The sequence below is a fragment of the Bacillus halotolerans genome, assembly GCF_001517105.1.
Classification (GTDB): Bacteria; Bacillota; Bacilli; order Bacillales; family Bacillaceae; genus Bacillus; species Bacillus halotolerans.
The window spans coordinates 331,814-354,969 of sequence record NZ_LPVF01000010.1; the positions used below are offsets into that span (position 1 = coordinate 331,814).

Annotated in this window: 22 protein-coding genes and 1 pseudogene; all 23 read right to left on the reverse strand. The window is 43.2% G+C overall.

The window, feature by feature from the left end:
* Window positions 1-27: 27 nt before the first annotated feature.
* The 23 genes and pseudogenes from AU387_RS12050 to rimP all read right to left on the reverse strand — a co-directional run bounded on the left by AU387_RS12050 (window position 28) and on the right by rimP (window position 22,910).
* Window positions 28-2,397, reverse strand: coding sequence for an FtsK/SpoIIIE family DNA translocase (locus tag AU387_RS12050; RefSeq protein ID WP_059292765.1), 2,370 nt, complete (start codon window positions 2,395-2,397; stop codon window positions 28-30).
* A 129-nt stretch (window positions 2,398-2,526) separates the two neighbouring features.
* Complete coding sequence (locus AU387_RS12055; RefSeq protein ID WP_024121444.1) at window positions 2,527-2,739, reverse strand: YlzJ-like family protein; 213 nt, start codon at window positions 2,737-2,739, stop codon at window positions 2,527-2,529.
* Window positions 2,736-3,473 carry a translocation-enhancing protein TepA gene (gene tepA, locus AU387_RS12060; RefSeq protein WP_044155850.1) on the reverse strand — a complete coding sequence of 246 codons (738 nt, stop codon included), beginning with the start codon at window positions 3,471-3,473 and terminating at the stop codon, window positions 2,736-2,738. The genes AU387_RS12055 and tepA overlap by 4 nt, the downstream gene beginning before the upstream one ends.
* Window positions 3,474-3,589: 116 nt before the next feature.
* Window positions 3,590-5,257 carry a ribonuclease J2 gene (rnjB, locus tag AU387_RS12065; RefSeq protein ID WP_044155851.1) on the reverse strand — a complete coding sequence of 556 codons (1,668 nt, stop codon included), beginning with the start codon at window positions 5,255-5,257 and terminating at the stop codon, window positions 3,590-3,592.
* A gap of 177 nt (window positions 5,258-5,434) precedes the next feature.
* Window positions 5,435-6,307 (reverse strand): 4-hydroxy-tetrahydrodipicolinate synthase, encoded by an 873-nt coding sequence (gene dapA / locus AU387_RS12070; RefSeq protein ID WP_024121442.1) that lies wholly within the window; start codon window positions 6,305-6,307, stop codon window positions 5,435-5,437.
* Between the two features lie 30 nt (window positions 6,308-6,337).
* Entirely contained in the window at window positions 6,338-7,552 is a 1,215-nt protein-coding gene (dapG, locus tag AU387_RS12075; RefSeq protein WP_024121441.1) for an aspartate kinase, read from the reverse strand.
* 91 nt (window positions 7,553-7,643) lie between these two features.
* Window positions 7,644-8,684, reverse strand: a complete 1,041-nt coding sequence (asd, locus tag AU387_RS12080; protein WP_059335783.1) for an aspartate-semialdehyde dehydrogenase — start codon at window positions 8,682-8,684, stop codon at window positions 7,644-7,646.
* Window positions 8,685-8,809: 125 nt separating this feature from the next.
* Window positions 8,810-9,412 (reverse strand): dipicolinate synthase subunit B, encoded by a 603-nt coding sequence (gene dpaB, locus AU387_RS12085; RefSeq protein ID WP_044155854.1) that lies wholly within the window; start codon window positions 9,410-9,412, stop codon window positions 8,810-8,812.
* Window positions 9,413-9,414: 2 nt separating this feature from the next.
* Window positions 9,415-10,308 carry a dipicolinic acid synthetase subunit A gene (dpaA, locus tag AU387_RS12090; protein ID WP_024121438.1) on the reverse strand — a complete coding sequence of 298 codons (894 nt, stop codon included), beginning with the start codon at window positions 10,306-10,308 and terminating at the stop codon, window positions 9,415-9,417.
* Between the two features lie 191 nt (window positions 10,309-10,499).
* Window positions 10,500-10,757, reverse strand: a complete 258-nt coding sequence (locus AU387_RS12095) for a YlmC/YmxH family sporulation protein (RefSeq protein WP_010334291.1) — start codon at window positions 10,755-10,757, stop codon at window positions 10,500-10,502.
* A 78-nt stretch (window positions 10,758-10,835) separates the two neighbouring features.
* Window positions 10,836-12,065 carry a M16 family metallopeptidase gene (locus tag AU387_RS12100; RefSeq protein ID WP_044155855.1) on the reverse strand — a complete coding sequence of 410 codons (1,230 nt, stop codon included), beginning with the start codon at window positions 12,063-12,065 and terminating at the stop codon, window positions 10,836-10,838.
* Between the two features lie 38 nt (window positions 12,066-12,103).
* Window positions 12,104-13,062: pseudogene (locus tag AU387_RS12105) on the reverse strand (polysaccharide deacetylase family protein).
* 116 nt (window positions 13,063-13,178) lie between these two features.
* A complete protein-coding gene (gene pnp / locus AU387_RS12110) occupies window positions 13,179-15,296 on the reverse strand; it encodes a polyribonucleotide nucleotidyltransferase (RefSeq protein ID WP_044155857.1) in 2,118 nt (705 codons plus the stop codon).
* 174 nt (window positions 15,297-15,470) lie between these two features.
* On the reverse strand, window positions 15,471-15,740 hold the full coding sequence (rpsO, locus tag AU387_RS12115; protein ID WP_003154182.1) for a 30S ribosomal protein S15: 270 nt from the start codon (window positions 15,738-15,740) through the stop codon (window positions 15,471-15,473).
* 156 nt (window positions 15,741-15,896) lie between these two features.
* Window positions 15,897-16,847 carry a bifunctional riboflavin kinase/FAD synthetase gene (gene ribF, locus AU387_RS21775; RefSeq protein WP_059335785.1) on the reverse strand — a complete coding sequence of 317 codons (951 nt, stop codon included), beginning with the start codon at window positions 16,845-16,847 and terminating at the stop codon, window positions 15,897-15,899.
* An 18-nt stretch (window positions 16,848-16,865) separates the two neighbouring features.
* Window positions 16,866-17,795 carry a tRNA pseudouridine(55) synthase TruB gene (gene truB, locus AU387_RS21780; RefSeq protein ID WP_059335786.1) on the reverse strand — a complete coding sequence of 310 codons (930 nt, stop codon included), beginning with the start codon at window positions 17,793-17,795 and terminating at the stop codon, window positions 16,866-16,868.
* A gap of 84 nt (window positions 17,796-17,879) precedes the next feature.
* Window positions 17,880-18,233, reverse strand: coding sequence for a 30S ribosome-binding factor RbfA (rbfA, locus tag AU387_RS12130; protein WP_010334286.1), 354 nt, complete (start codon window positions 18,231-18,233; stop codon window positions 17,880-17,882).
* A gap of 16 nt (window positions 18,234-18,249) precedes the next feature.
* Window positions 18,250-18,528, reverse strand: a complete 279-nt coding sequence (locus AU387_RS12135; RefSeq protein WP_003220950.1) for a DUF503 domain-containing protein — start codon at window positions 18,526-18,528, stop codon at window positions 18,250-18,252.
* Entirely contained in the window at window positions 18,525-20,675 is a 2,151-nt protein-coding gene (infB, locus tag AU387_RS12140) for a translation initiation factor IF-2 (protein ID WP_044155863.1), read from the reverse strand. Before infB ends, AU387_RS12135 begins: the two co-directional genes overlap by 4 nt.
* Window positions 20,676-20,694: 19 nt before the next feature.
* Window positions 20,695-20,997, reverse strand: a complete 303-nt coding sequence (locus AU387_RS12145; protein ID WP_024121429.1) for a YlxQ family RNA-binding protein — start codon at window positions 20,995-20,997, stop codon at window positions 20,695-20,697.
* A 1-nt stretch (window position 20,998) separates the two neighbouring features.
* Complete coding sequence (gene rulR / locus AU387_RS12150) at window positions 20,999-21,274, reverse strand: glucose-induced regulator RulR (RefSeq protein WP_010334283.1); 276 nt, start codon at window positions 21,272-21,274, stop codon at window positions 20,999-21,001.
* A 13-nt stretch (window positions 21,275-21,287) separates the two neighbouring features.
* Window positions 21,288-22,406 carry a transcription termination factor NusA gene (gene nusA / locus AU387_RS12155; protein ID WP_024121428.1) on the reverse strand — a complete coding sequence of 373 codons (1,119 nt, stop codon included), beginning with the start codon at window positions 22,404-22,406 and terminating at the stop codon, window positions 21,288-21,290.
* A gap of 33 nt (window positions 22,407-22,439) precedes the next feature.
* The gene (rimP, locus tag AU387_RS12160) at window positions 22,440-22,910 is read right to left on the reverse strand and encodes a ribosome maturation factor RimP (protein WP_024121427.1); all 471 of its coding nucleotides are present in this window, start codon (window positions 22,908-22,910) and stop codon (window positions 22,440-22,442) included.
* Between the last annotated feature and the right edge of the window lie 246 nt (window positions 22,911-23,156).

Sequence of the window (23,156 nt, forward strand, 5' to 3'; positions counted from 1 at the left end):
TTATTATTGTTACTGAACCCCCTTCATTTAAGAAGAGAGCTCATCATGTTTTTCTTTTGATATTAAGACTTCCCTTGGTTTGCTGCCTTCATACGGGCCAACTACGCCGCGTTCTTCCATTGCATCAATCAGGCGTGCCGCTCTCGTATACCCGATTCTGAACCTTCTTTGCAGCATCGATACGGATGCAGTCTGCATGCCGACGATTAATTCGACGGCTTCATCATAAAGGTCATCGGTAACCTCAGTATGGGTTTCCGTTATTTCTTCAGGAATCATTTCTTCCTGATATTGAGCTTTTTGCTGCGTAATGACATGATCCACGACCTGCTCCACTTCTTCGTCTGACAAAAATGCTCCTTGTACACGGACAGGTTTATTAGCCCCGACAGGTAAAAACAGCATATCTCCTCGTCCTAAAAGCTTCTCAGCGCCCCCCATATCCAGAATGGTCCTTGAGTCCGTCTGTGAAGAGACACTGAATGCGATTCGTGACGGAATATTTGCCTTGATGACCCCTGTAATGACGTCAACTGACGGACGCTGTGTCGCAATAATAAGATGGATGCCGGCAGCCCGTGCCATTTGGGACAATCTCGTAATCGAGTCTTCTACATCAGATGAAGCTACCATCATGAGATCAGCTAGCTCGTCCACAATGACCACGATATACGGCAGCTCTGGCTGTTTTGCCTCTCCCTCATTATTGGAGCGTTTTATATAATCATTGTACCCTTCAATATTTCTTGTTCCGGTATGAGAAAACAATTCGTACCGACGTTCCATTTCATTGACAACCTTTTTCAAAGCTTGTGATGCTTTTTTCGGGTCAGTTACCACCGGAGCCAGCAAATGCGGAATCCCATTGTACACATTCAGTTCAACCATTTTTGGGTCAATCATCATCATTTTCACTTCATGCGGTTTAGCGCGCATCAGAATACTTGTAATAATGCCATTGACACAGACACTTTTTCCGCTCCCGGTCGCGCCTGCGACAAGCAAATGAGGCATTTTGTTTAATTCAGCAAGCACAGCTTCACCCGAAATATTACGGCCAAGTCCGATTAACAGTTTTGCATCAGGTCTGTCATTAAGTTTTGACTCAAGCACTTCCTTCAGCGATACCATAGCCACTTCCGCGTTTGGCACTTCTATGCCGATAGCAGATTTACCTGGAATAGGCGCCTCAATCCTGATGTCTTTTGCAGCTAACGCCAGCGCTAAATCGTCACTTAGGTTGACTATCTTGCTTACCTTCACTCCGACATCCGGATACACTTCATATTTCGTGACAGCCGGCCCAAGATGAACCTGTGTCACTTTCGCCTTTACGCCGAAGCTTTGGAAGGTGCGTTCAAGCTTTCTGGCATTTTCATAAATATTTTTTTTATCAGCCTGCTGGCCGGTATGCTTCGGATCAGCTAATAAATCTAATGACGGCATCTGATAATCTTTATTTTCAAGTTCTGTAAAAGTCATTGGCGGAGCAGCAGCCGTTTCATTATGGTCAGCCTCGGACTGATTTTCCTGAAGCGGTTCTGTGGCCGGCTCAATTTGTTTTACTGCAGCTGCCGGAGGCTCTTCCGTTTCATTCCGGTCTGAAAAGCTTGAGATAATCGGCTCTGAATGAATGAGAGGCGATACCATTTCCTGCTCCTCTTCTTCAGCAGCGGGCTCTGGCTCCATTTGCTGTTTTTTGCGCGCCGGCTTTTGTTTCTTACTGGTATTGGCTTTCGCTTTTTTCGATGATTTCATATTTGTTTTGACTGATTTCATATCATCAATAAAAGCAAACCATTGTTCTTTGATGAAACGGCCGATCGGGCTCATCCACTTTTTCAGCGTTTCTTGAAGAGAACGCCCCGTGACCAGAATCATTCCGATCAAAATCATTACAATCGCCATAATTTGAGAACCAGTTGATGCAAACAAAAAGTGTGAAGCCGCAAACAGAAGCGCTCCGATCATCCCCCCGCCTAAATCAGGTGAAGCAGAGCTTCCATTCATGTCCATTAAAAATAATTCCCATGTATTGCGGATCACGCTGGCAGACTCAATAGATCCTCTGTTCGTCAAATTTTTAAACAGCTGTACATGAGAAAGCAGCAATATGCTTGCAATGATGCAGTACAGCCCAGCCTTTCGTCTTGTTAAAAGACTCGGCGTTTTTTTCTTCCAAAATAGGGAAACCCCTAAAACGAATAAGCCTAACAAGCATAAAATAAACCACTCACCAGCGAAAAAACGGAACAAGTAGATAAAGGTTTGTCCCACTACACCAAGCTGTAAAATGGCAATAATTGAGATAGCAATGCACAGCAATCCGTTTAATTCAAATTTTATGTTGAGCTGTTTTGCCTGTTTTTTTCTCGATTTTCTTTTTTTCTTTGCCACACTCATCACCTTACTGCGTTAAAAAATGTAAGTTCATACATAATGAAGAAAGCAGCCGTTTACTGGCTGCGTTTTTCTGTAGGATTCCCCTATTATAGCATATTTTGCCCTTAAAAAAGGGCCGGAATCTTATACGTTTAATTTTAGCTTTTGTCCCGGAGAAATATCCGGATGCAGAAAGTGCATTGGATTAGTGCTCATGACTTGAATAACCTCTGCTTCATTGCCTTTCATCTCGACAAGAAGCGGAACACCTCTATACTCAATTTGCTCGTGTGCACTTGGCTGTTGGTTCTGTTCCGCGAAAACAATTTCCTGCGGCATCGTGGTATACAAAATCATTGAATCATCCGTCCTTTTTCTTCTCTCGCTTCCTCGATCAGCTCATTTAATTTATGAATCGCCTGTCCGACTCCGCCGACGTGATCAATCAGTCCATACTCGACGGCATCCTTGCCGACGACATTTGTTCCAATATCGCGTGTTAAGTTTCCTTTTGAAAACATCAGTTCTTTAAACTTATCTTCATCTACATTTGAATGGCTTGTTACAAAGTTAACGACTCTTTCTTGCATCTTATCCAAGTACTCAAAGGTTTGAGGCACGCCGATCACCAGTCCCGTCAGACGAACGGGATGAATCGTCATGGTAGCTGTTTCAGCGATATAGCTGTAATCACAAGATACCGCAATTGGTACACCGATGGAATGTCCTCCGCCAAGTACAATGGAGACGGTCGGTTTTGACAGAGATGCAAGCATTTCAGCAATTGCAAGACCTGCTTCTACATCTCCGCCGACTGTATTTAATATAATAAGCAAACCTTCAATTTTTGGATTCTGCTCAATGGCAACGATTTGCGGGATGACATGTTCATATTTTGTTGTTTTGTTTTGCGGAGGCAGCTGAACATGGCCTTCTATTTGTCCGATAATGGTCAGACAATGAATATTTGTATCTTGCGGCAGCTGCGGAAGTGTCGTTTCTCCTAGCTGCTGTATTTTATTCATAATGCTGTCTTTCGCATCATTTTTTTCGGGACGTTCTTCTTCTGTATTTTCCATACGATGATCCATTTCGCTTTCACCCTTTCCGAGTTTCTCTTTGTATTATGAACAAAGATCTTCAATTCAATCCCGGCTTAACAGGCAAAAAAAATAAAGACCGGAACAGGTCCGGTCTTACGTTTACATTAGACTTCCATAATAATTGGGATGATCATCGGTTTACGTTTTGTTTTTTCATATAGGAATTGGTTCAAAGCATCTCGCATTGCCTGCTTAAGCGTTGACCATTCAACGTTTGATGTTTCAGTTGCTTCTGTCACGATAGAGCGTACAAGCTCAGTAGCCTGTACGATAAGGCCTTCAGACTCTCTTACATAAACAAAACCGCGTGTGATAATCTCAGGACCTGATACAAGATGTTTCTTTTGTTTATCAAGTGTAATGACAACAATCAGTATGCCGTCTTGTGAAAGTAAGCGGCGGTCTCTCAGCACAATATTTCCGATGTCGCCTACACCTAAACCGTCGATTAAAATATTGCCGTATGGCACTTTATCACCGATCTTTACGTTTTGGCCGCGGAACTCGACAACGTCTCCTTTTTCAATTAAGAAGATATCACTGCGCTTCATGCCGATTTCTTCAGCGATTTTCGAATGAGCCTTTTGCATTCTGTATTCGCCGTTTACAGGAATTAAATATTTTGGTTTAAGCAGATTGATCATCAGCTTTAACTCTTCCTGTGAGCCGTGTCCAGATACATGCACACGCTTTTGGGCAAAAATGACTTGTGCGCCGGCTCTGGCAAGCAAATCTACTGTTTTAGAATAAATGAGTTCCTGCCCAGGGATCGGAGTGGATGCAATGACAACTGTATCCCCTTCTTCGATATTCAGCTGCTTGTGAGCTTTGTTTGCCATTCTTGTCAGAGCTGCCAACGGTTCACCATGGCTGCCGGCAGTTACAATCGCTACTTCGCGCTTCGGATATTTTTTGACATCCTGAATTGAAATAAACAGTTCATCATCTGCTTCAATATATCCAAGCTTTCTTGCAAGCTGAAGGATCGATTGAAGGTTTTTTCCGGCAATGGCAATCTTTCTGCCATTTTGAGCCGCTGCATGAATGACTTGCTGAATCCGGTTAATATTGGATGCGAAAACGGCAATGATTACCCGGTTCTCTGAATTGTACAGTGCGTCCGAAATCTCTCCGCTGACAGCAGCTTCCGAAGGGGTGTAACCCGGTCGTTCTGCATTAGCACTGTCAGAAAGCAGAGCAAGTACGCCGCTGTTGCCGATTTTGGCAATCTCGCCAATGTCGCACGATTGATTAAGTGCGGGTGTTTGGTCAAATTTGAAGTCTCCCGTGCATACAATAGATCCAAGTGATGTTTTTAAACTGACGCCTACTGAATCAGGGATACTGTGGATCGTATTAAAGAACGATACCTTTGTTGATTCAAATGTAATGACAGATTTTGAGTGAATTTCTCTTAAATCAGCTTTTCGGTTATGTCCGTATTGTTTTAATTTTTCTCTTAATAGTGCAAGCGTCAGCTTTGTTCCGTATACAGGAACAGACAGCTTGTTTAATAAGTAAAAAACGCCGCCGATATTCTCATCATGCCCATGTGTTAAAAAGATAGCCTTAACGCGGTCAGATCGTTCAATCAAATATGATATGTCAGGAATCACCACATCAATACCGAGCATTTCGTTTTCTGGATGCATTAGGCCGGCATCAACGACAAAAATGTCTGAATCAATTTCGATGACATAAAGGTTCTTCCCAATTTCTCCGACACCGCCAAGGGCGATAATTCTAACGTTTTCTGTATTTTTCTTTTTCAAAATCTATATCCTCCTAGTCTCATACCCGTCCATCATCACTTGTTCCTATTATAACTGAAAGTAAATTTAGAAAACAAGATAAAGCAGAAGGTTTAGGGAAAACCAATATGTATAAGAAACGGTCAAACTCAGGTGAAATGAGAATGACCGCGTTTGTTTCACTGTATGAAACTTTTCTTACAGTTCGCTGATCGCGCTGCTTAAGCTCAGACGTTCATCTTCGTTTAATGGGATGAGAGGCAGACGCACTGAACCGACATCAAGGCCTTTCAGCTGAAGAGCTGTTTTCACAGGAGCCGGGTTAGGCGCTTTAAACAGTTCCTTCATAATCGGCAGCAGTTTCTGGTGAATCAGTGCCGCGTTAGCTGTTTGCCCATTTGTATAATTTTTGATCATTTGCTGCATATCAGAGCCTACGATATGGCTTGCGACTGAAACGACACCTCTTCCTCCTACTGACAGAACAGGAAGCGTCAAGGCGTCATCCCCAGAATAAACGGAGAAATCTTCAGGCGTTTCCGCAACAATTTTTGTAATCGCTTCGAGATCTCCGCTCGCTTCTTTAATCGCAACAACATTCGGAATATCCGCCGCCAAACGGATTGTCGTCTCAGGAGCAAGAGAAGCAACGGTGCGGCCCGGCACATTGTACAGCATAACCGGAAGAGATGTTTCAGAAGCAACAGCTTTAAAATGCTGATACATTCCTTCTTGTGAAGGTTTATTATAATACGGCGTAACAAGCATCACCGCATCTACGCCTGCTTCCTCAGCTTTTTTGGTCAGCTTAATGGAATCTTTCGTATTGTTGCTGCCAGTACCCGCAATGACAGGCACCCGGCCGTTCACTTCTTTGACCGTATATTCAAATAGCGCTATTTTTTCTTCTGTTGAAAGGGTTGGAGATTCTCCTGTTGTTCCCGCTACCACTAAAGAATCTGTTCCGTTTTTCAACAAGTAATCAATCAGTGTAGACAATTTTTGAAAGTCTACATTCCCTTTATTGTCAAAAGGTGTAATCATAGCTGTAGACACATTTCCGAAATTCATTTTTTTCACCTCATCATGATTCAATCACATTTACTTAGAAAGTTCAAACACTTCATGCAAAGCGTTTACAGCAGGAACCATGTCCTCTTCATGGACAAGCACCCAGATGGTCGTGTGGCTGTCCGCCGACTGCAGAATAGGAATCTCTTTCTCTGATAGAGCTGTCACAATTTTAGACGTTACACCCGGGACGCCCATGATACCGGCACCGACCGCCGAAACTTTTGCGCAGTTTTTCGTCACCATCGGGTCATAACCCATATCCATTAAGATGCGCTGAGCTGTTTCCGTCTTGTTCCCAGCCACCGTATAAACGATTTCACTAGGTGTAATGTTAAAGAAATCAACGCTGATCCCTGCACTCGCCATCGCTTTAAAAACTTCAGTCTGAACGTTATACTGACCGATTTTTGAAGGCACTTTGAACTGTGTGACATCTTTGACATGGGCAATTCCGGTAATCAGCCGTTCAAAAACATCACTGCCGACATTGGAAGAATGATGTGATGTCACCAATGTGCCTTTATCTTTGGAATATGTTGAGCGGACGCGAATCGGAACCTTAGCCTGCATCGCAATCTCCACAGCTCGCGGATGAATCACTTTCGCTCCCTGGTACGCCAGGTTGCAGATTTCTGTATATGTTACTACAGGAAGCGGTTTCGCGTTTTCCACTACTCTCGGATCAGCAGTCATCACACCTTCAACATCTGTGAAAATGTCGATGTATTCAGCGTCAATTGCCGCCCCAAGTGCAGCTGCAGACGTATCGCTGCCCCCTCTTCCGATCGTTGTTGTATCGCCCTTTTCAGTAGCACCTTGGAATCCTGCGACGACTACTGCGTCATGATTCGCAAGCACACTGAATAAACGCTCCGGTTTCATTTCAAGGATTTTCGCATTTGTATGCTGATCATTCGTTAAGAACCCAGCCTGAGCCCCTGTCAGTGCAGATGCTTTTACACCGTTATCCAGCAGCATGCTCGTAAAGACGACAGAAGAAATCGTCTCTCCGCATGATAAAAGCAGATCCTGCTCTCTCGGGGAAATCGCAGACTGGTCGCCGTAAAGCAGTCCCAACAGAGAGTCTGTTGCGTACGGATCACCCTTCCGGCCCATCGCAGAAACGACAACGACAACCTTATATCCTTCACTGATTGCTTCTTTAATGTGCTCTAAAGCCAGTTTACGTCCTTTGTCATCTTTTACAGATGTCCCGCCAAACTTCTGAACAATTATCTTCACTGTTTTCACTCCAAATTATTCGGACGTAACAGAAGAGAGCAGGCTATTTGCGCCTTACTCTCTTCTATTCGTCTTTGGGAAATTCTTTCTTTTATACGAGGTTTAGTTTTTTCAGGCTTTCTGCAATTTGAACAGAGTTCCATGCTGCGCCTTTTAATAGGTTATCAGAAACTACCCATAAATGAAAACCGTTTGCTCTGTCCAAGTCTTTGCGGATGCGGCCTACAAACACATCGTTTTTGCCGACTGCATCGGCAGGCATCGGATAAAGCTGCTGGCTCAGTTCGTCCTGAAGTGTAATGCCAGGAGCTTCTTTTAATAGATTTTTAATATCTTGCACAGTAGCGTCATCTCGGTCTACCTCGATGTAAACGGACTCTGAATGGCCGGTTTCAATCGGAAGTCTCACACATGTAGCCGCTACTTGAAGCTCAGGCATGTGCATGATTTTTTTCGTTTCATTTATCATTTTCATTTCCTCAAACGTATAGCCGTTATCTTGGAATTTATCAATTTGCGGAATCGCATTGAAAGCGATTTGATAGTGTTTTTTATCCCCTTTTACAGGCATAATCTCTGGTTTGATTTCTTCGTTGTTCAAAATCGCCTCTGTTTGGCTGTACAGCTCTTTTACAGCTTCATTTCCCGCTCCTGATACCGCTTGGTAAGTTGATACGATAACTTTGTTTAAGCCGTAAGCTTTGCGGATCGGTTCCAGTGCAGCCACCATTTGAATTGTAGAGCAGTTAGGATTGGCAATAATGCCGTTGTGTTCGTGCAAGTCTGCCTCGTTAACTTCAGGCACAACAAGCGGTGTATTTTCGTCCATACGGAACGCACTTGTATTATCTATAACAATAGCGCCGCGTTTTACAGCTTCGGGTGCCAATGCCTGTGATACGCTTCCGCCGGCGCTGAACAAAGCAATATTTACTCCTTCAAAGCTTTCAGGAGAAGCTTCCTGTACAGTCAGCTCTTGGTCTTTAAATGTGACTTGGGTACCCGCAGAGCGTTTTGAAGATAGCAATGTAAGTGTGTCCATTTCAAAATTTCTGTCTTCAAGTGTTTTAAGCATTTGTTGTCCTACAGCTCCTGTCGCTCCGACAACAGCTACGTGTAAACCTCTTCCCATCTGTAAAACTCCTTCCGCCAATCAGCTTCATTGAATTGATTTGACTATAATTTTACGTTTTATTTTACCATAGAATATGCGGGTGATGATCGAATTTTTTTGTTTGGGAAAGATTTTCTGTATATTTAGTCATTTCCCTGATAATTATCAACGAGAATCGGCTGAAGCTGCTGATGCATCAGCGCCTTTTCAACGGTTTGAGGAAGCAGATCCATTTTGGCAACCATTGAATTCGGTTTTTTGAAGGGATCGTCTTGCCCAAATGGAATAAAGAAGATATTTTTGGTAGACATGAGCCTCATTAAGTTTGTGCCGTTTAAACCGAGAGCGTCATTTGTTGATATACCGAGAACGACCGGCCGATTGTTTCTGATTGTTGCTTTTGCAGCCATCAGTACAGGGCTGTCTGTCATAGCGTTGGCGAGCTTGCTCATCGAGTTTCCAGTTAAAGGAGCAATTACCATGCAGTCCAGCGGAAGCTTTGGCCCGAGGGGTTCAGCCTTTACAATTGAATCAATTGCCTCATATCCGGTAAGGTCTTCAATCTTTTTAACCCATTCTGCTCCTTCTCCAAAGCGTGTATCAGTCGATTTTACAGTAAATGTGACAACCGGCCGAACTTCCGCTCCTTCATTGACTAGCGCCTCAATTTGCGGAAACACCGCTTCATATGTGCAATGCGAGCCGGTCAGTCCAAATCCGATTCTTTTCCCTTTTAGTGACGACATTCTTATTTCCCCTCCTCAGCATGTAGTTCAGCCAAAAGCTTGCTCAAGACATTGGCGAGGATCTGCCCTGCTGTTTTAGGAGCGACAATCCCCGGCAAACCAGGGGCAAGGAGTGCCTTAATCCCTTGTTTTTCAGCATATTTAAAATCGGTTCCGCCGGGACGTGAAGCCAGATCCAATATTAAGGTTTTCGGTGTCATGCGAGAAAGCACAGTTTGATTCAAAATCATGCTCGGTATGGTATTAATACAAATATCTATATCTTTGACATGCTCTTTGAGTTCATCAGTGTGAAACGGAACGAGCCCCATTTCGGTGATGCGCGCCAGATGCGCTGAACTTCTTGCCCCGACCTTTACATTCGCTCCAAGCGCGGCAAATGTACGGGCGATCGTCATTCCGGTGCGTCCCAGCCCGAGAACCGCCACCTGAGATCCGTGTATCGTATAATCTGTGTGCTGAATGGCCAGCATGATGGTTCCCTCTACTGTCGGAATAGAATTGTATATCGCAATGTCATCCCGCTCAAACAGCTTAACAAGTTTTCTGTTTGCTTGAGCTGCAATGTTTTCTAAATAGGCGTTAGAAATCCCTGAGAAAATGACACAGTGTGCAGGCGTTTGGTCAAGGTGCTCCTGTTTTAAAACAACTTCTTCATTTGAAAATACGGTTGATACGACACCTTCTCCTGTTGTCGCAGACACAGGAAGAATGATACTGTCTATTTGCTGATAAGGAATTTCATCAATATTGCATTTTACAGCTCCGGTAAAACCGTGATCCAATTGGTCAAAACCGACGAGATAGATGTCAGTCTGCTGTTCAGTGAGCTTTCTAATAATTTCGAGCTGTCTTGCGTCACCGCCGATAACTGCAATTTTCAATCCGGTTAACATGTTAAACGTTCACCTTCTTTGTATATACTGGATCCCTAGCTGTTAAGCTCCCCTTCATCTTATGATCAAAAGGAAATAGCGGTGAATTAAAACATACGCTTTTTTCACACAAAAAAACATCGGCAGACTCAGCCGATGTTTGGATGTTTTCATGAAAGCCCATAACCTGCAGAGTTGGGCCTTTTCTATAGTTACTCTTGGTGAGGAGAAATTTCCTCAGGGACATCTAAAATGATCATATCTGATCCGATCTTTTGAATATGATTCCAGGGGACACGAATGTCTTGACCGTGTTTTCTCAAACCAAACCATTTGACTGTCGGAATGAGGAGCGCTGTGATCTGACCATCCTGTTCATTGATTTCTAAATCGGTCTGACCCAGTACTCCCAGCCGTTCAGCTCTTTTGATGTCGACAATTTCCTTCCCGGATAATTCACTGAGCCGCATCTCTGTCACCCCCTTGTACTATGTATGATCAAAAGGATAAAAAAATGCCTGCTCCGTTTCAGGGCAGGCATTTCGGATTTATGACGGCATATTGCCGGAAGGGCTGATAAGAGCCAGAGAATAGTCATTCGTAAACATTTCTCTGGCAAGACCGTTGACACGTTCTAAGTTTACAGCGTTTAATTCATTAATAATTTCGTCTAATGTTTTGTGTTTTCCGAGCAGCAGTTCATTTTTACCGTTTCGGCTCATTTTGCTGTTCGTGCTTTCTAAGCTCAGCATCAAGCTTCCCTTCATTTGCTCCTTGCTGTTTTCCAGCTCTTTCGGCGTTATGCCGTCGCGCTTTAATGTTGCAAGGGTTTCTTGAATGGTTTCTGACAGCTGCTGAAGCTGATTTGCACCTGTTCCGCCATAAATGGTGAGCATGCCGCTGTCCTCATATGAGCTGTGATAGCTGTAAACAGAATAAGCGAGCCCTTTATCTTCACGAACATCTTGGAACAGGCGGCTGCTCATGCTGCCTCCGAGCACATTATTAAGGACGATCAAATCATAAATTTTTTCATGACCGACTTCCAGCCCCTTAAATCCCAGACATAAATGGGCTTGTTCTGTTTCTTTTTTTCTTGTGAGTTTTTCTGTATGGAATCCGGGCTTCTGAAGACCTGTCGCTTTGCCCTTTGCCTCGTATGATCCGAACCATTTTTCTACATCTTTTATAAAGCTTTCTGAAATATTACCGGCTACAGAAATAACGACACGGTCCGGCGTATAATAATCATGCATGTACTGTCTGAGAGAGTCGCCGTTAAAGGAATCAAGCGTTTCCTCTGTGCCTAGAATCGGATAGCCTAAAGAATGATTCCCGTACGTGGCTTTGCTCAGTAAATCATGAACAATATCATCGGGCGCGTCTTCATACATTTTTATTTCTTCGTAAACCACATTTTTTTCTTTTTTCAGCTCGTTTTCATCAAAAGTTGAATGAAAGAACATATCTGCTAATACGTCAAGTGCGTAATTCGCATGCTCATCAAGCACCTTTGCATAATAGCAGGTATATTCCTTTGAGGTAAACGCATTGACCTGACCGCCAATACGATCAAAAGATTCTGCTATCTCACGTGCAGATCTTGTGCTAGTCCCTTTGAAGAACATATGCTCCAAAAAGTGGGAAATCCCATTTATCTCCGGCGTTTCGTGCCGCGAGCCTGTACCAATCCAAACGCCGATCGCGACAGAACGGACTGTCGGGTTATTTTCAAGCACAACTCTTACACCATTTTGACATGTATATCGTTTAATCAAATTTGTTCCTCCTATTCAAAGACTGGCTGCCTGCCCTGTTACTTCAACAGTCTTGTTTCATCCATTAGTTCAGTGACTGTTCCAAGCGCATATCCTTTATCTTTTATCTTTGTAATCAGCGCTTCAAGACTTTCCGCCGTGGGATTGGTCGGATGCATTAGAATCATGGCACCATTATGTATCTTGCTTAACACCCGCGTTTGAAGTGCAGACGGAGCCGGTTTTTGCCAGTCGATTGTATCAACTGTCCACATCACTGTTCCCATATGTTTCTTAGCTGCAATGTCAACAACCGCTTTCCTGAAACTCCCGCTTGGCGGAGCGAACCATTTCGGCTTGACGCCGAGCGTTTTTTCTATTTGCTCATTCGTCTTGTCGAGCTGTTCGGAAATTCTTCCTGTAGTCAGTTTGCTCATATCCGGATGATTGTATGAATGATTTCCGATTTCATGTCCTTCTTCCGCAATCTTTTTAGCCAGCTGTTCATTGTTTTTCACCCAATTGCCTTCCAGAAAAAACGTAGCCTTCACGTTATGCTTTTGAAGGACAGGGAGCATTCTTTCCAAATATTCGTTTCCCCATGCCACATTAATTAAAAAAGCCACCATCGGTTTTTCCGGATTCCCTTTGTAAATAGGCTCTGGCTGAAGAGACTCAAGATGAACGCTTGGTTTTATTTGACTGTACACTAAATCGTTTTCCCGAAACTCACCGTGCTTTTTCATTTTTTTATATGATTTTTCAATATTGACCTTTAAACCATTGTAACCGGGAATGCTTTTCCACACCTTGTCTATTCTTGCATTCTGAGGCTTTACTTCATAATCTGGCGCCTTTTGAAGCAATTCTTCATATAACGGGTCTTTGGACGCCGAGACGGTCACCGTATCTTGTTTCATTGCCCCTATATAATCAAGTGTGTGCGGATTTTTCATCATCTCGAATGAAACAAAAAAAGAAATAGAAAAACGGCAAACGGTACAAATTTTTTGTACATGTTCTGTCCCCCCCTCACCTCACATTATGAAGGAGAAGGACAAGGTAGAACCCGCTTGCTTTTTAAAGCGTCAAAATAAAGAAGCCGGGTCTCCCAGGCTCCTTTCATGTTTTCATTTAAGATTGTTGTTCTTCTTTTTCTTTCTCTTCACGGAGCACAGCTTTACGAGACAAGTTGACCCGTCCTTGCTTATCGATTTCAGTAACCTTCACAAGAATCTCGTCTCCGATTTTGACAACATCTTCAACTTTTCCTACACGCTCAAGCGCAAGCTCTGAAATGTGCACCAAACCGTCTTTTCCGCTGAAAATTTCAACGAAAGCACCGAACTTTTCAATTCGTTTTACTTTACCTAAGTAAAGCTGGCCGACTTCAACCTCTCTGACGAGGTCTTCGATGATTTTCTTCGCTTTTTGGTTGCTGCTTTCAACTGTCGACGAAATAAAGATTGTGCCATCCTGCTCGATATCAATTTTAACACCGGTCTCTTCGATGATTTTATTGATTTGTTTTCCGCTAGGTCCGATGACATCGCGGATTTTATCAGGATTAATAGCCATTGTTAAAATCTTAGGCGCATATTGAGAAAGCTCTTTTCTTGATTCGCTTAATGTAGCAAGCATACTGTTGAGGATTTCCATTCTTCCTTTTTTCGCCTGCTGAAGCGCTTCTTCAAGAATCTCTCTGGAGAGGCCTTCAATTTTAATGTCCATTTGCAGCGCCGTTACGCCCTTTGCAGTTCCGGCAACTTTAAAGTCCATGTCTCCAAGCGCATCTTCCATGCCTTGAATATCAGTCAGAACAGTATAATGTTCGCCTGATTTGACAAGTCCCATTGCAATACCTGCGACTGGTGCTTTAATCGGTACACCGGCATCCATCATCGCAAGTGTGCTTGCACAAATACTTGCCTGAGAAGTGGAACCGTTTGATTCAAGCACTTCGGATACAAGACGGACAGTATAAGGGAAATCTTTTTCAGATGGAATAACAGGCTCAAGCGCACGCTCACCAAGAGCTCCATGTCCGATTTCACGGCGTCCCGGTCCGCGCATCGGTCCAGTTTCCCCGACGCTGAATTGCGGGAAGTTGTAATGATGCATAAACCGTTTCGATTCTTCGACACCTAAACCATCAAGGATTTGCACATCTCCGAGAGCACCTAACGTACAAACACTGAGAGCCTGAGTCTGTCCTCTTGTGAACAATCCGGAACCGTGTGTTCTCGGCAAGAGGCCAACCTCTGAAGAAAGCGGGCGGATTTGATCGACTCCGCGGCCGTCAGGTCTTACTTTCTCTTCAGTAATCAGGCGGCGCACTTCATTTTTGACAAGCTTGGACAAAGTCTGTTTGACTTGTTTGATTGTTTCCTCGTCATGCTCATCATCCTCGAATTTTGCCACAACTGTGTTTTTCACTTCATTAATGGCATCTTCACGGGCATGTTTTTCATGAACCTGGATTGCTTTCAGCAGATCTTGCTCTGCTAAAGCCTTAACTTTTTCACTCAGCTCTTCGTCAATTTCATAAAGCTTAATTTCTGATTTTTCTTTGCCGACAGCTGCAACAATTTCTTCTTGGAATGCAATCAGGCGTTTAATCTCATCATGGCCGAACATAATCGCTTCTAGCATCGTTTCCTCAGGAACTTCGTCTGCTCCTGCTTCCACCATGTTAATTGCATCTTTAGTTCCGGCAACGACAAGATTGATATCACTTTTCTCAAGCTGATCAACCGTCGGGTTAATAACAAATTGATTATCAATGCGTCCGACAGTTACCCCTGCAATCGGTCCTTCAAACGGGATGTCTGATACAGAAAGTGCAAGCGATGAACCGAACATAGCAGCCATTTCTGAAGAGCAGTCTTGATCAACACTCATGACGATGCTGATGACTTGAACTTCATTACGGAATCCATCGGCGAACAAAGGCCGGATCGGACGGTCGATTAAACGGCTCGCCAAAATGGCTTTTTCACTTGGACGTCCTTCTCTTTTAATAAACCCGCCAGGTATTTTACCTACCGCATACAATCTTTCCTCGTAGTTTACAGTAAGCGGGAAGAAATCAAGCGGTTTCGGTTCTTTTGAAGCGGTTGCTGTACTGAGTACTGCTGTATCGCCGTAGCGAACCATAACAGCACCATTTGCCTGTTTGGCAAGCTGGCCGGTTTCAACAGTAAGCGTTCTTCCGGCCCAATCTATGGTAAAGACGTGTTTTTCTTGTCCCATACGATTACGAACTCCTCTCTTCGTTGTGTGAAATAATCAATTACTCCTATTATGAACGAAATGGATTGAACATATCAATGTCAAAGTAGTATGTAAAAGGATTTCAATGATTAGTTATAAAAAATTTTTCGCTTTTATACGATAAAAAAGCGGGAATCCTCCCGCTTTTTACGATTATCGACGTAAGCCTAGTTTGTTAATTAACTCACGGTAACGAGTTACGTCTTTATTACGCAGATACGTAAGAAGATTACGACGCTTACCTACCATTTTAAGAAGACCGCGACGTGAATGGTGGTCTTTCTTGTGAGTACGTAAATGCTCGTTCAAGTTGTTAATTGAATCAGTTAGGATAGCGATCTGAACTTCTGGAGATCCAGTATCAGATTCGTGTGTTTTAAACTCGCTGATGAGTTGGTTTTTACGCTCTTGAGTAATTGCCATCCTGTTTCACCTCCAAATAATATTTAGCCCCAGTTACCTAGCAACCGTCGGTGACTTCGGATTGCCAAGCAAAGGTTTTAAGACTACGAAAACTATCATACTAAAAATCGAGCCTATATGCAAATATTTTAGAATAAAATTTGTGTGCGCTGCATGTTATTTCCGCAAATTGCTGAAATAACGGATCGCTTGCTGCTTATCTTTCTCAATTTGCTCTGTTAATTCTTGAATGCCGTTGAACTTGCGCTCGCTCCGAATTCGTTTATACCATTCAATTTTTATAGCGGCTCCGTATACTTCTTGATCAAAATCAAATAAATTGACCTCAATTGAAGGCTGTTCCGGACGTTTTTCATAAAACGTCGGCTTATAGCCGATATTGCAAACGCCGTTGTAAATCTCGCCGTTTATTTCCGCCTTGACGGCATATACACCGGTCGGCGGGACAATATAGCTGTTATTTAAGCCGATATTGGCCGTCGGAAACCCGATTGTCCGCCCTCTTTTATCTCCGTGAATGACAATTCCTTTAATAAAGTAGGGCTGTCCAAGCAAGACATTGGCCAGTTCAACGTCTCCGTTTTGAAGTGCAGTCCGAATATAGCTGGAGCTGATTTTTTTATCCTGCTCCGTCAATTTTTCCACCATTGTGCAATCAGCTTTTCCATCTAAATCAATCGGCATCGTTTCCATTGTTCCTTTGCCGTATTTTCCGTACGTAAAATCAAAGCCTGCCACTGCATGCTGTACATTAAGGCCTAAAATATACTGATCAACAAACTGCTTAGGAGTCAGAGAAGCAAACACTTCATTGAATTTAACGACATACAGAATCTCCGTGCCTAATTGTTCAATTTGGCTGATTTTATCTTCAAGAGGGGTAATCAGATCCTTTGGTTCCCGATCCCTGCCCAGCACATGGGAAGGATGGGGATGAAAGGTCATCACGGCTAATGTCAGACCCTTTTCTTCAGCTATCTGTTTAGCTGTGCCGATTACCTTTTGATGCCCTAAATGAACGCCGTCAAAATAACCTAACGCCATCACAGACTTTGGCTGCTCCTCTTTTATTAAATGATGCGGATGTGTAATATGTATCGTCTTCACAGAACGGTCACCTTTTTTCTATTGTTCGCTTTTTTGCATCAATACTTTTGCCGGCTTTAACAGCCCGTGTTTTGTAGGATGAGGGAAATAAATCGCCAGACAGCTTCCGGATTCCGTATAGACTGCGAGACGGTCGTCACTAGTCAGATCCGAGAATTGTTCTGGTGTTTCAAGCAAAGCCCCATTTTCTACTTTCTTAGCTAATGTATCACTTATGATCCATTTCGGCAAATGATTGAGCGCACGTTCAATAGAGACTGTATGGTCTGCTACAGTTCCGGACTCGGCTTGAGCTTCCAGCTCTTCAAACGTAAAGCATTCATCAAGAGAAAAGTCACCGGATGCCGTACGGATCAAATGAGACATATGAGCCGGATATCCAAGCTTTTCGCCAATCATAACCGCCAATGTGCGCACATAGGTTCCTTTTGAACATGTTACTGTAAACCGGAAACTCGCTGTCTCTCCATTATGTTTAACCCCTGTAGTGAGCACAATATCTTCAATGGTAATAAGACGTTTTGGCCGTTCTACTTCAAGTCCCGCTCTTGCATATTCATATAATTTTTTGCCGTTTACCTTTACTGCGGAATACATCGGGGGAATCTGTTCTTGTTGCCCCTTTAAACTGTTTAAAACCTTTTCTACTTCTGCTTCATCAACAGCTTGATCTACTGGCTTTGTTTCAACGGTTTCTCCGGTTTGATCCTCTGTCGTCGTTGAAACACCAAGCGTAATTTCAGCATCATATGTTTTAGACTTCTCAGTTAAATATTCGACAATTTTGGTAGCCCGGCCCACACAAATCGGAAGCACACCTGATACCTCAGGATCAAGCGTTCCCGTATGTCCGACTTTTTTTGTTTTAAGCAGCTTCCGGATCTTCATGACACAATCATGCGATGTCATGCCGACCGGTTTATGTAAAAGGAGAACTCCGTTAACCATATGCCTTTCACTCCTTCTGTTGTGAGGATTTTCTTCAAAACGCAGAAAAGAGGACAGACGACGAACGCCTATCCTCTTCATTTGTTATTCAGACGGGTTCTCTGAATTCAATTGGTGAATCAATGTTTCGATTCGATTTCCGTAATCAATTGATTCATCGAACTCAAATTCAATTTCAGGCGTTTTACGAAGTCTGATACGGCTGCCGATTTCAGAGCGAATAAACCCTTTCGCCTTAGCAAGCCCTTTCAGTGCTTCCTCCCTTTTTTTCTCGTCTCCGAGAACGGAAATATACACCTTTGCAATTTGTAAATCACCTGATACACGTACATCCGTTACTGTCAGAAAACCAATTCTCGGATCCTTCAGCTTTCGGCTGATAATATCACCGAGTTCTTTTTTCATTTGCTCGCCGACACGGTTTGCTCTCATACTCAATTCAATCACCTCTAAGTTAAAACCACTCTGTTCTAGTGATCGTCCGTTCAATTTCAGGAAAAGAATCGATAAACGCAAGAACACGCTGCAATTCTTTTTCTGTCTGAACGCGAGAGGAAGAAACAGCGGCGATTCCAAAGCTGGTTCTTTGCCATGTGTCCTGGTAGCCAATCTCTGAAATCGAAACATTGAACTTATTTTGAACCCTGGTTAAGATCCGCTTCAGAACGGCGCGCTTTTCTTTTAACGATCCTGCATCATAAATGATGCATTCACATTCCGCAAATCCGATCACTTTCTTTCAATTTCTTGCATGACATACGCTTCAAGGATGTCACCTTCACGAATGTCATTGTATTTCTTAATCGTTATACCACATTCGTAGCCTTGTGAAACTTCTTTCACATCGTCTTTAAAGCGTTTCAGAACGTCCACTTCGCCTTCGAAGATTACGACGCCGTCACGAATTAAACGGAGGCCGCTGTCGCGCGTAATTGTTCCTTCAGTAACATATCCGCCGGCAATCGTACCGATTTTAGACACTTTAAATGTTTGGCGCACTTCTACTTGACCTATTACTTTTTCTTCATATTCAGGATCAAGCATACCTTTCATAGCTGCTTCAATCTCGTCGATTACTTTGTAAATAATACGGTGAAGACGAATATCTACGTTTTCAGCTTCAGCCGTACTCTTAGCATTACCGTCCGGTCTCACATTAAACCCGATAACAATTGCATTGGAAGCAGATGCTAAAATAATGTCAGATTCTGTGATTGCACCAACGCCTGTGTGGATGATTTTCACTTTAACGCCTTCAACTTCAATTTTTTGAAGTGCGGCTGTTAAAGCTTCGGCAGATCCCTGAACGTCAGCTTTTACGATTAGGTTGATGTCTTTTACATCACCTTGTTTAATTTGCTCGAATAAGTCGTCAAGACTCAGCTTTGCTTTATCGCTGCGCTGCTCTTCAAGCTGTTTGGAAGCACGTGCTTCTCCAACAGAACGAGCTGTTTTTTCATCTTTAAAGACAAGGAATTGATCTCCCGCTTGAGGCACGTCATTTAGACCGGTAATTTCAACCGGAGTAGACGGTCCCGCTGTTTTCACACGGCGACCAATATCATTGACCATTGCACGGACACGGCCAAATGTATTGCCGACTACAATCGGATCACCGACATGCAGTGTTCCAGTCTGTACGAGCAATGTCGCAACTGACCCTCTGCCTTTATCAAGTTCCGCTTCAATAACAGTTCCTTTTGCCTGGCGGTTCGGGTTCGCTTTCAGTTCCTCTACCTCACTGACAAGCAAAATCATTTCAACGAGTTCATCAATGCCTTTTCCAGTTAAAGCGGAAAGCGGAACAAAAATCGTTTCTCCGCCCCAAGCTTCAGGCACAAGTCCGTACTCTGTCAGTTCTTGCATCACACGGTCAGGGTTTGCAGCTTCTTTATCAACTTTATTCACAGCAACGATGATCGGCACTTCTGCCGCTTTCGCGTGGTTGATCGCCTCTACTGTTTGCGGCATTACACCGTCATCCGCAGCTACAACCAGGATCGTAATATCGGTTACTTCCGCACCGCGTGCACGCATTGTTGTAAATGCGGCGTGACCCGGGGTATCCAAGAAAGTGATTTTCTTGCCGTTTTCTTCGATTTGGTAGGCTCCGATATGCTGAGTGATTCCGCCAGCTTCTCCTTCAACAACCTTTGTTTTACGGATGCTGTCAAGAAGCGTTGTTTTCCCATGGTCAACGTGACCCATGATTGTAACGACAGGAGGACGAATTTCAAGATCCTCTTCTTTGTCAGGCTCTTCGTATTTCTCTAATTCAGTTTCTTCAAGGACAATAACTTCTTCAGTTTCAACACCGTATTCTGATGCAATCAGTTCGATTGTGTCTTTATCGAGCTCTTGGTTAATGGTCGCCATAACACCAAGAAGCATCAGTTTTTTGATGAGTTCAGAAGGCTCTTTGCCAAGCTCTTCAGCCAGTGCGCCGACTGTTAAAGTGCCTGAGAACGTAATTTTTTCAGGAAGCTCTTTTTTCGGCTTCACAGGCTTTTGCTGATGTTGGTTTCTGTTGTTGTTATTGTTGCGTTTATTTTTTTTGTTGTTGTTATTCTTCTTGTTTTTGTTAAATTGATTATTCTGCACGTCATTCTTCTTTCCGTCTCGAATTTTATTTGGTTGATTTCCAGCAGACTGCTGATTTACCCCTTGCGGCTGTTTGTTTTTGTTCGTTTCCGCAGGCTTTTGAGATTTAACGGCTGCGCCGCCTTTTTTAAATTTGGCATCAAGCTGTTTAATGGCCTTTTCTTCAAGCATGGCCATATGATTATTCACTTCTAAATCCATGTTCTTCAGTGCGGTCAAAATTTCCTTACTTGAAACATTTAACGCTTTTGCATATTCGTATACTCTCATTTTAGCCATTCGTTCACCCCCAAAAATATTAATCGAGCAAGCTGATCAGCTTATTCGCAAAACCTTGGTCAGTGACGGCGACAACGACACGGGATTCTTTACCGATAGAGCGTCCAAGAATCGCGCGATCCGCGACTTTTTTATAAGGAACTTTATAATAATTGCACTTGTCGGTTACTTTCTTTGCTGTGTTAGATGATGCATCCTCTGTAAGCAGGACAAGCTTCGCACGCGCATTCCTGATTTCTTTAATAACCAAGTCCTCGCCTGACACGACCTTACGAGCTCGATTGGCCAGACCCAGCAAGGGAAACCATTCCATTCCAGACATTTTATTTTTTCACCTTTTCCGCCAGTTCCAGCAATTCTTCGAAAATCTGGTCATCGATTTGTGATTGAAATTGATTTTGCAAAGTGTTTTTCTTTTTTGCTGCTAAGATGCACTCTTTATCCAGCGTTAAATAAGCACCCCGCCCGTTCTTTTTCCCGGTCGGATCTACTGAGATTTCGCCTTCTTTTGAACGTACAACTCGGATTAGTTCCTTTTTAGGCTTCATTTCTCCAGTCACTACACACTTGCGTAACGGGATCTTTTTGTGTTTATTCACCTAAGGTCACCTCTTATTCATCCGATTCAGCAGTTTCAGGCTCCGTAAAGAGCGGCTCTTCGTCGTCTTCTTCAAGTTCTCTCGGATAAATTCCAAGCTCTCTTGCGTCTGTTTCGCTCTTAATATCAATCTTCCAGCCTGTCAATTTAGCAGCTAAGCGTGCGTTTTGTCCTCTTTTGCCAATCGCCAGAGACAGCTGGTAATCAGGAACAATAACAGTTGTCGCTTTTTCTTCTTCATTCACGATGACATCCAGCACTTTCGAAGGGCTGAGCGCATTCGCGACAAATTCTACAGGATCATTCGACCAGTTGACAATGTCAATTTTTTCACCTTTTAATTCATTGACAATCGCCTGAACACGCTGGCCTTTAGGACCGACGCAAGAGCCCACCGGATCCACATCAGGATCATCAGTGCGAACAGAAATTTTCGAACGGTCGCCTGCTTCTCTGGCAACAGATTTCAGCTCTACAGTTCCATCATAAATTTCTGGCACTTCGATTTCAAATAAACGCTTCAAGAGGCCTGGGTGTGTTCTTGACACATAAATCTGCGGGCCTTTCGTCGTTTTTTCTACTTTTGTGATATAAACCTTAATGCGGTCATGAGGCTTATAGCTTTCATTCGGCATTTGCTCATTAACCGGCAGCAAAGCTTCAATTTTACCTAGAGACACATAGATAAATTTATTGTCCAGGCGCTGGACGATACCAGTCATGATGTCTTCTTCACGGTCAATAAACTCAGAATAGATCACACCGCGTTCAGCTTCGCGCACACGCTGTGTCACGACCTGCTTCGCTGTTTGGGCTGCAATGCGTCCGAAATCTTTAGGCGTTACTTCAATCTCTACAACATCGCCTACCATATATTCCGGGTGGATGCTTTGCGCCTCTTCGATTGAGATCTCCAGTCTTTGATCGTATACCTCATCAACGACATCTTTTCTTGCGAATACACGGATTGTACCTGTTTCACGGTTCAAATCCACCCGTACATTCTGCGCCTGATTAAAATTTCGCTTATAAGCAGAAATTAAAGCAGCTTCGATTGCTTCAATGATAATTTCTTTGCTGATGCCTTTTTCTTTTTCAAGAATGGTGAGAGCATCTAATAATTCACTGCTCATGTTAACGGTCTCCCCCCTTAAAACTTGTATTCATTAGAATGTTACAGCTAATCTTGCGTTAGCTATTTTTTCATACGGAATATCGATCCGTTTCTTTCTTGTTTTGATTGTCATCTCAACTGTCACTGTTTGTCCATCGAATTCAGCCAGCTGTCCTTCAAACACTTTTACGCCGTCAATCGGCTCATAGGTCTTAATGTATACATTTTTCCCAAGCGATTTTTCGAAATCGGCTTTTTTCTTTAATGGACGCTCAGCTCCCGGGGATGAAACCTCAAGAAAGTAATTTTGGCTGATTGGGTCTGCCTCATCAAGCTTCTCGCTTAGAGCTTCGCTTACTTTGGCACATTCCTCAATATCCACACCGTCATCGGAATCAATAAACACGCGAAGGAACCAGCTTTGACCCTCTTTGACAAATTCAATGTCAACGAGTTCAAGCTGAAGGCTGTCTACGATTGGCTGAGCCATTTCTTGAACGGTGTCAGTCACTTTTTTGCTCATGTTCTTCCTCCTTGTGCTGTCGATATCATATTCGTCTCGTCACTCTGCATAAAAACCCTGCTTCAAAAGAGCAGGGGCTTTAAAGTAAACGATGAACATGTCGAGACAAAATTGTCTTGTTCAATACAAAAGAGCGGGTTTCCCCACTCTTTGCCTCGGTAATCGTTAGCATTTCCAATAAAACTATACCATAACCATATTTTTATTGCAAATGGATATACGTTTACCTTTACGCTGTTAAGCAGA

Excerpts from the sequence above, each read along its gene's own strand:
- AU387_RS12055 (WP_024121444.1), bottom strand. The coding sequence starts at position 2,739 with ATGATTTTGTATACCACGATGCCGCAGGAAATTGTTTTCGCGGAACAG.
- tepA (WP_044155850.1), bottom strand. The coding sequence starts at position 3,473 with ATGGATCATCGTATGGAAAATACAGAAGAAGAACGTCCCGAAAAAAAT.
- dapA (WP_024121442.1), bottom strand. The coding sequence starts at position 6,307 with ATGAATTTCGGAAATGTGTCTACAGCTATGATTACACCTTTTGACAAT.
- asd (WP_059335783.1), bottom strand. The coding sequence starts at position 8,684 with ATGGGAAGAGGTTTACACGTAGCTGTTGTCGGAGCGACAGGAGCTGTA.
- dpaB (WP_044155854.1), bottom strand. The coding sequence starts at position 9,412 with ATGTCGTCACTAAAAGGGAAAAGAATCGGATTTGGACTGACCGGCTCG.
- dpaA (WP_024121438.1), bottom strand. The coding sequence starts at position 10,308 with ATGTTAACCGGATTGAAAATTGCAGTTATCGGCGGTGACGCAAGACAG.
- AU387_RS12095 (WP_010334291.1), bottom strand. The coding sequence starts at position 10,757 with ATGCGGCTCAGTGAATTATCCGGGAAGGAAATTGTCGACATCAAAAGA.
- pnp (WP_044155857.1), bottom strand. The coding sequence starts at position 15,296 with ATGGGACAAGAAAAACACGTCTTTACCATAGATTGGGCCGGAAGAACG.
- rpsO (WP_003154182.1), bottom strand. The coding sequence starts at position 15,740 with ATGGCAATTACTCAAGAGCGTAAAAACCAACTCATCAGCGAGTTTAAA.
- truB (WP_059335786.1), bottom strand. The coding sequence starts at position 17,795 with ATGGTTAACGGAGTTCTCCTTTTACATAAACCGGTCGGCATGACATCG.
- infB (WP_044155863.1), bottom strand. The coding sequence starts at position 20,675 with ATGGCTAAAATGAGAGTATACGAATATGCAAAAGCGTTAAATGTTTCA.
- AU387_RS12145 (WP_024121429.1), bottom strand. The coding sequence starts at position 20,997 with ATGTCTGGAATGGAATGGTTTCCCTTGCTGGGTCTGGCCAATCGAGCT.
- nusA (WP_024121428.1), bottom strand. The coding sequence starts at position 22,406 with ATGAGCAGTGAATTATTAGATGCTCTCACCATTCTTGAAAAAGAAAAA.
- rimP (WP_024121427.1), bottom strand. The coding sequence starts at position 22,910 with ATGAGCAAAAAAGTGACTGACACCGTTCAAGAAATGGCTCAGCCAATC.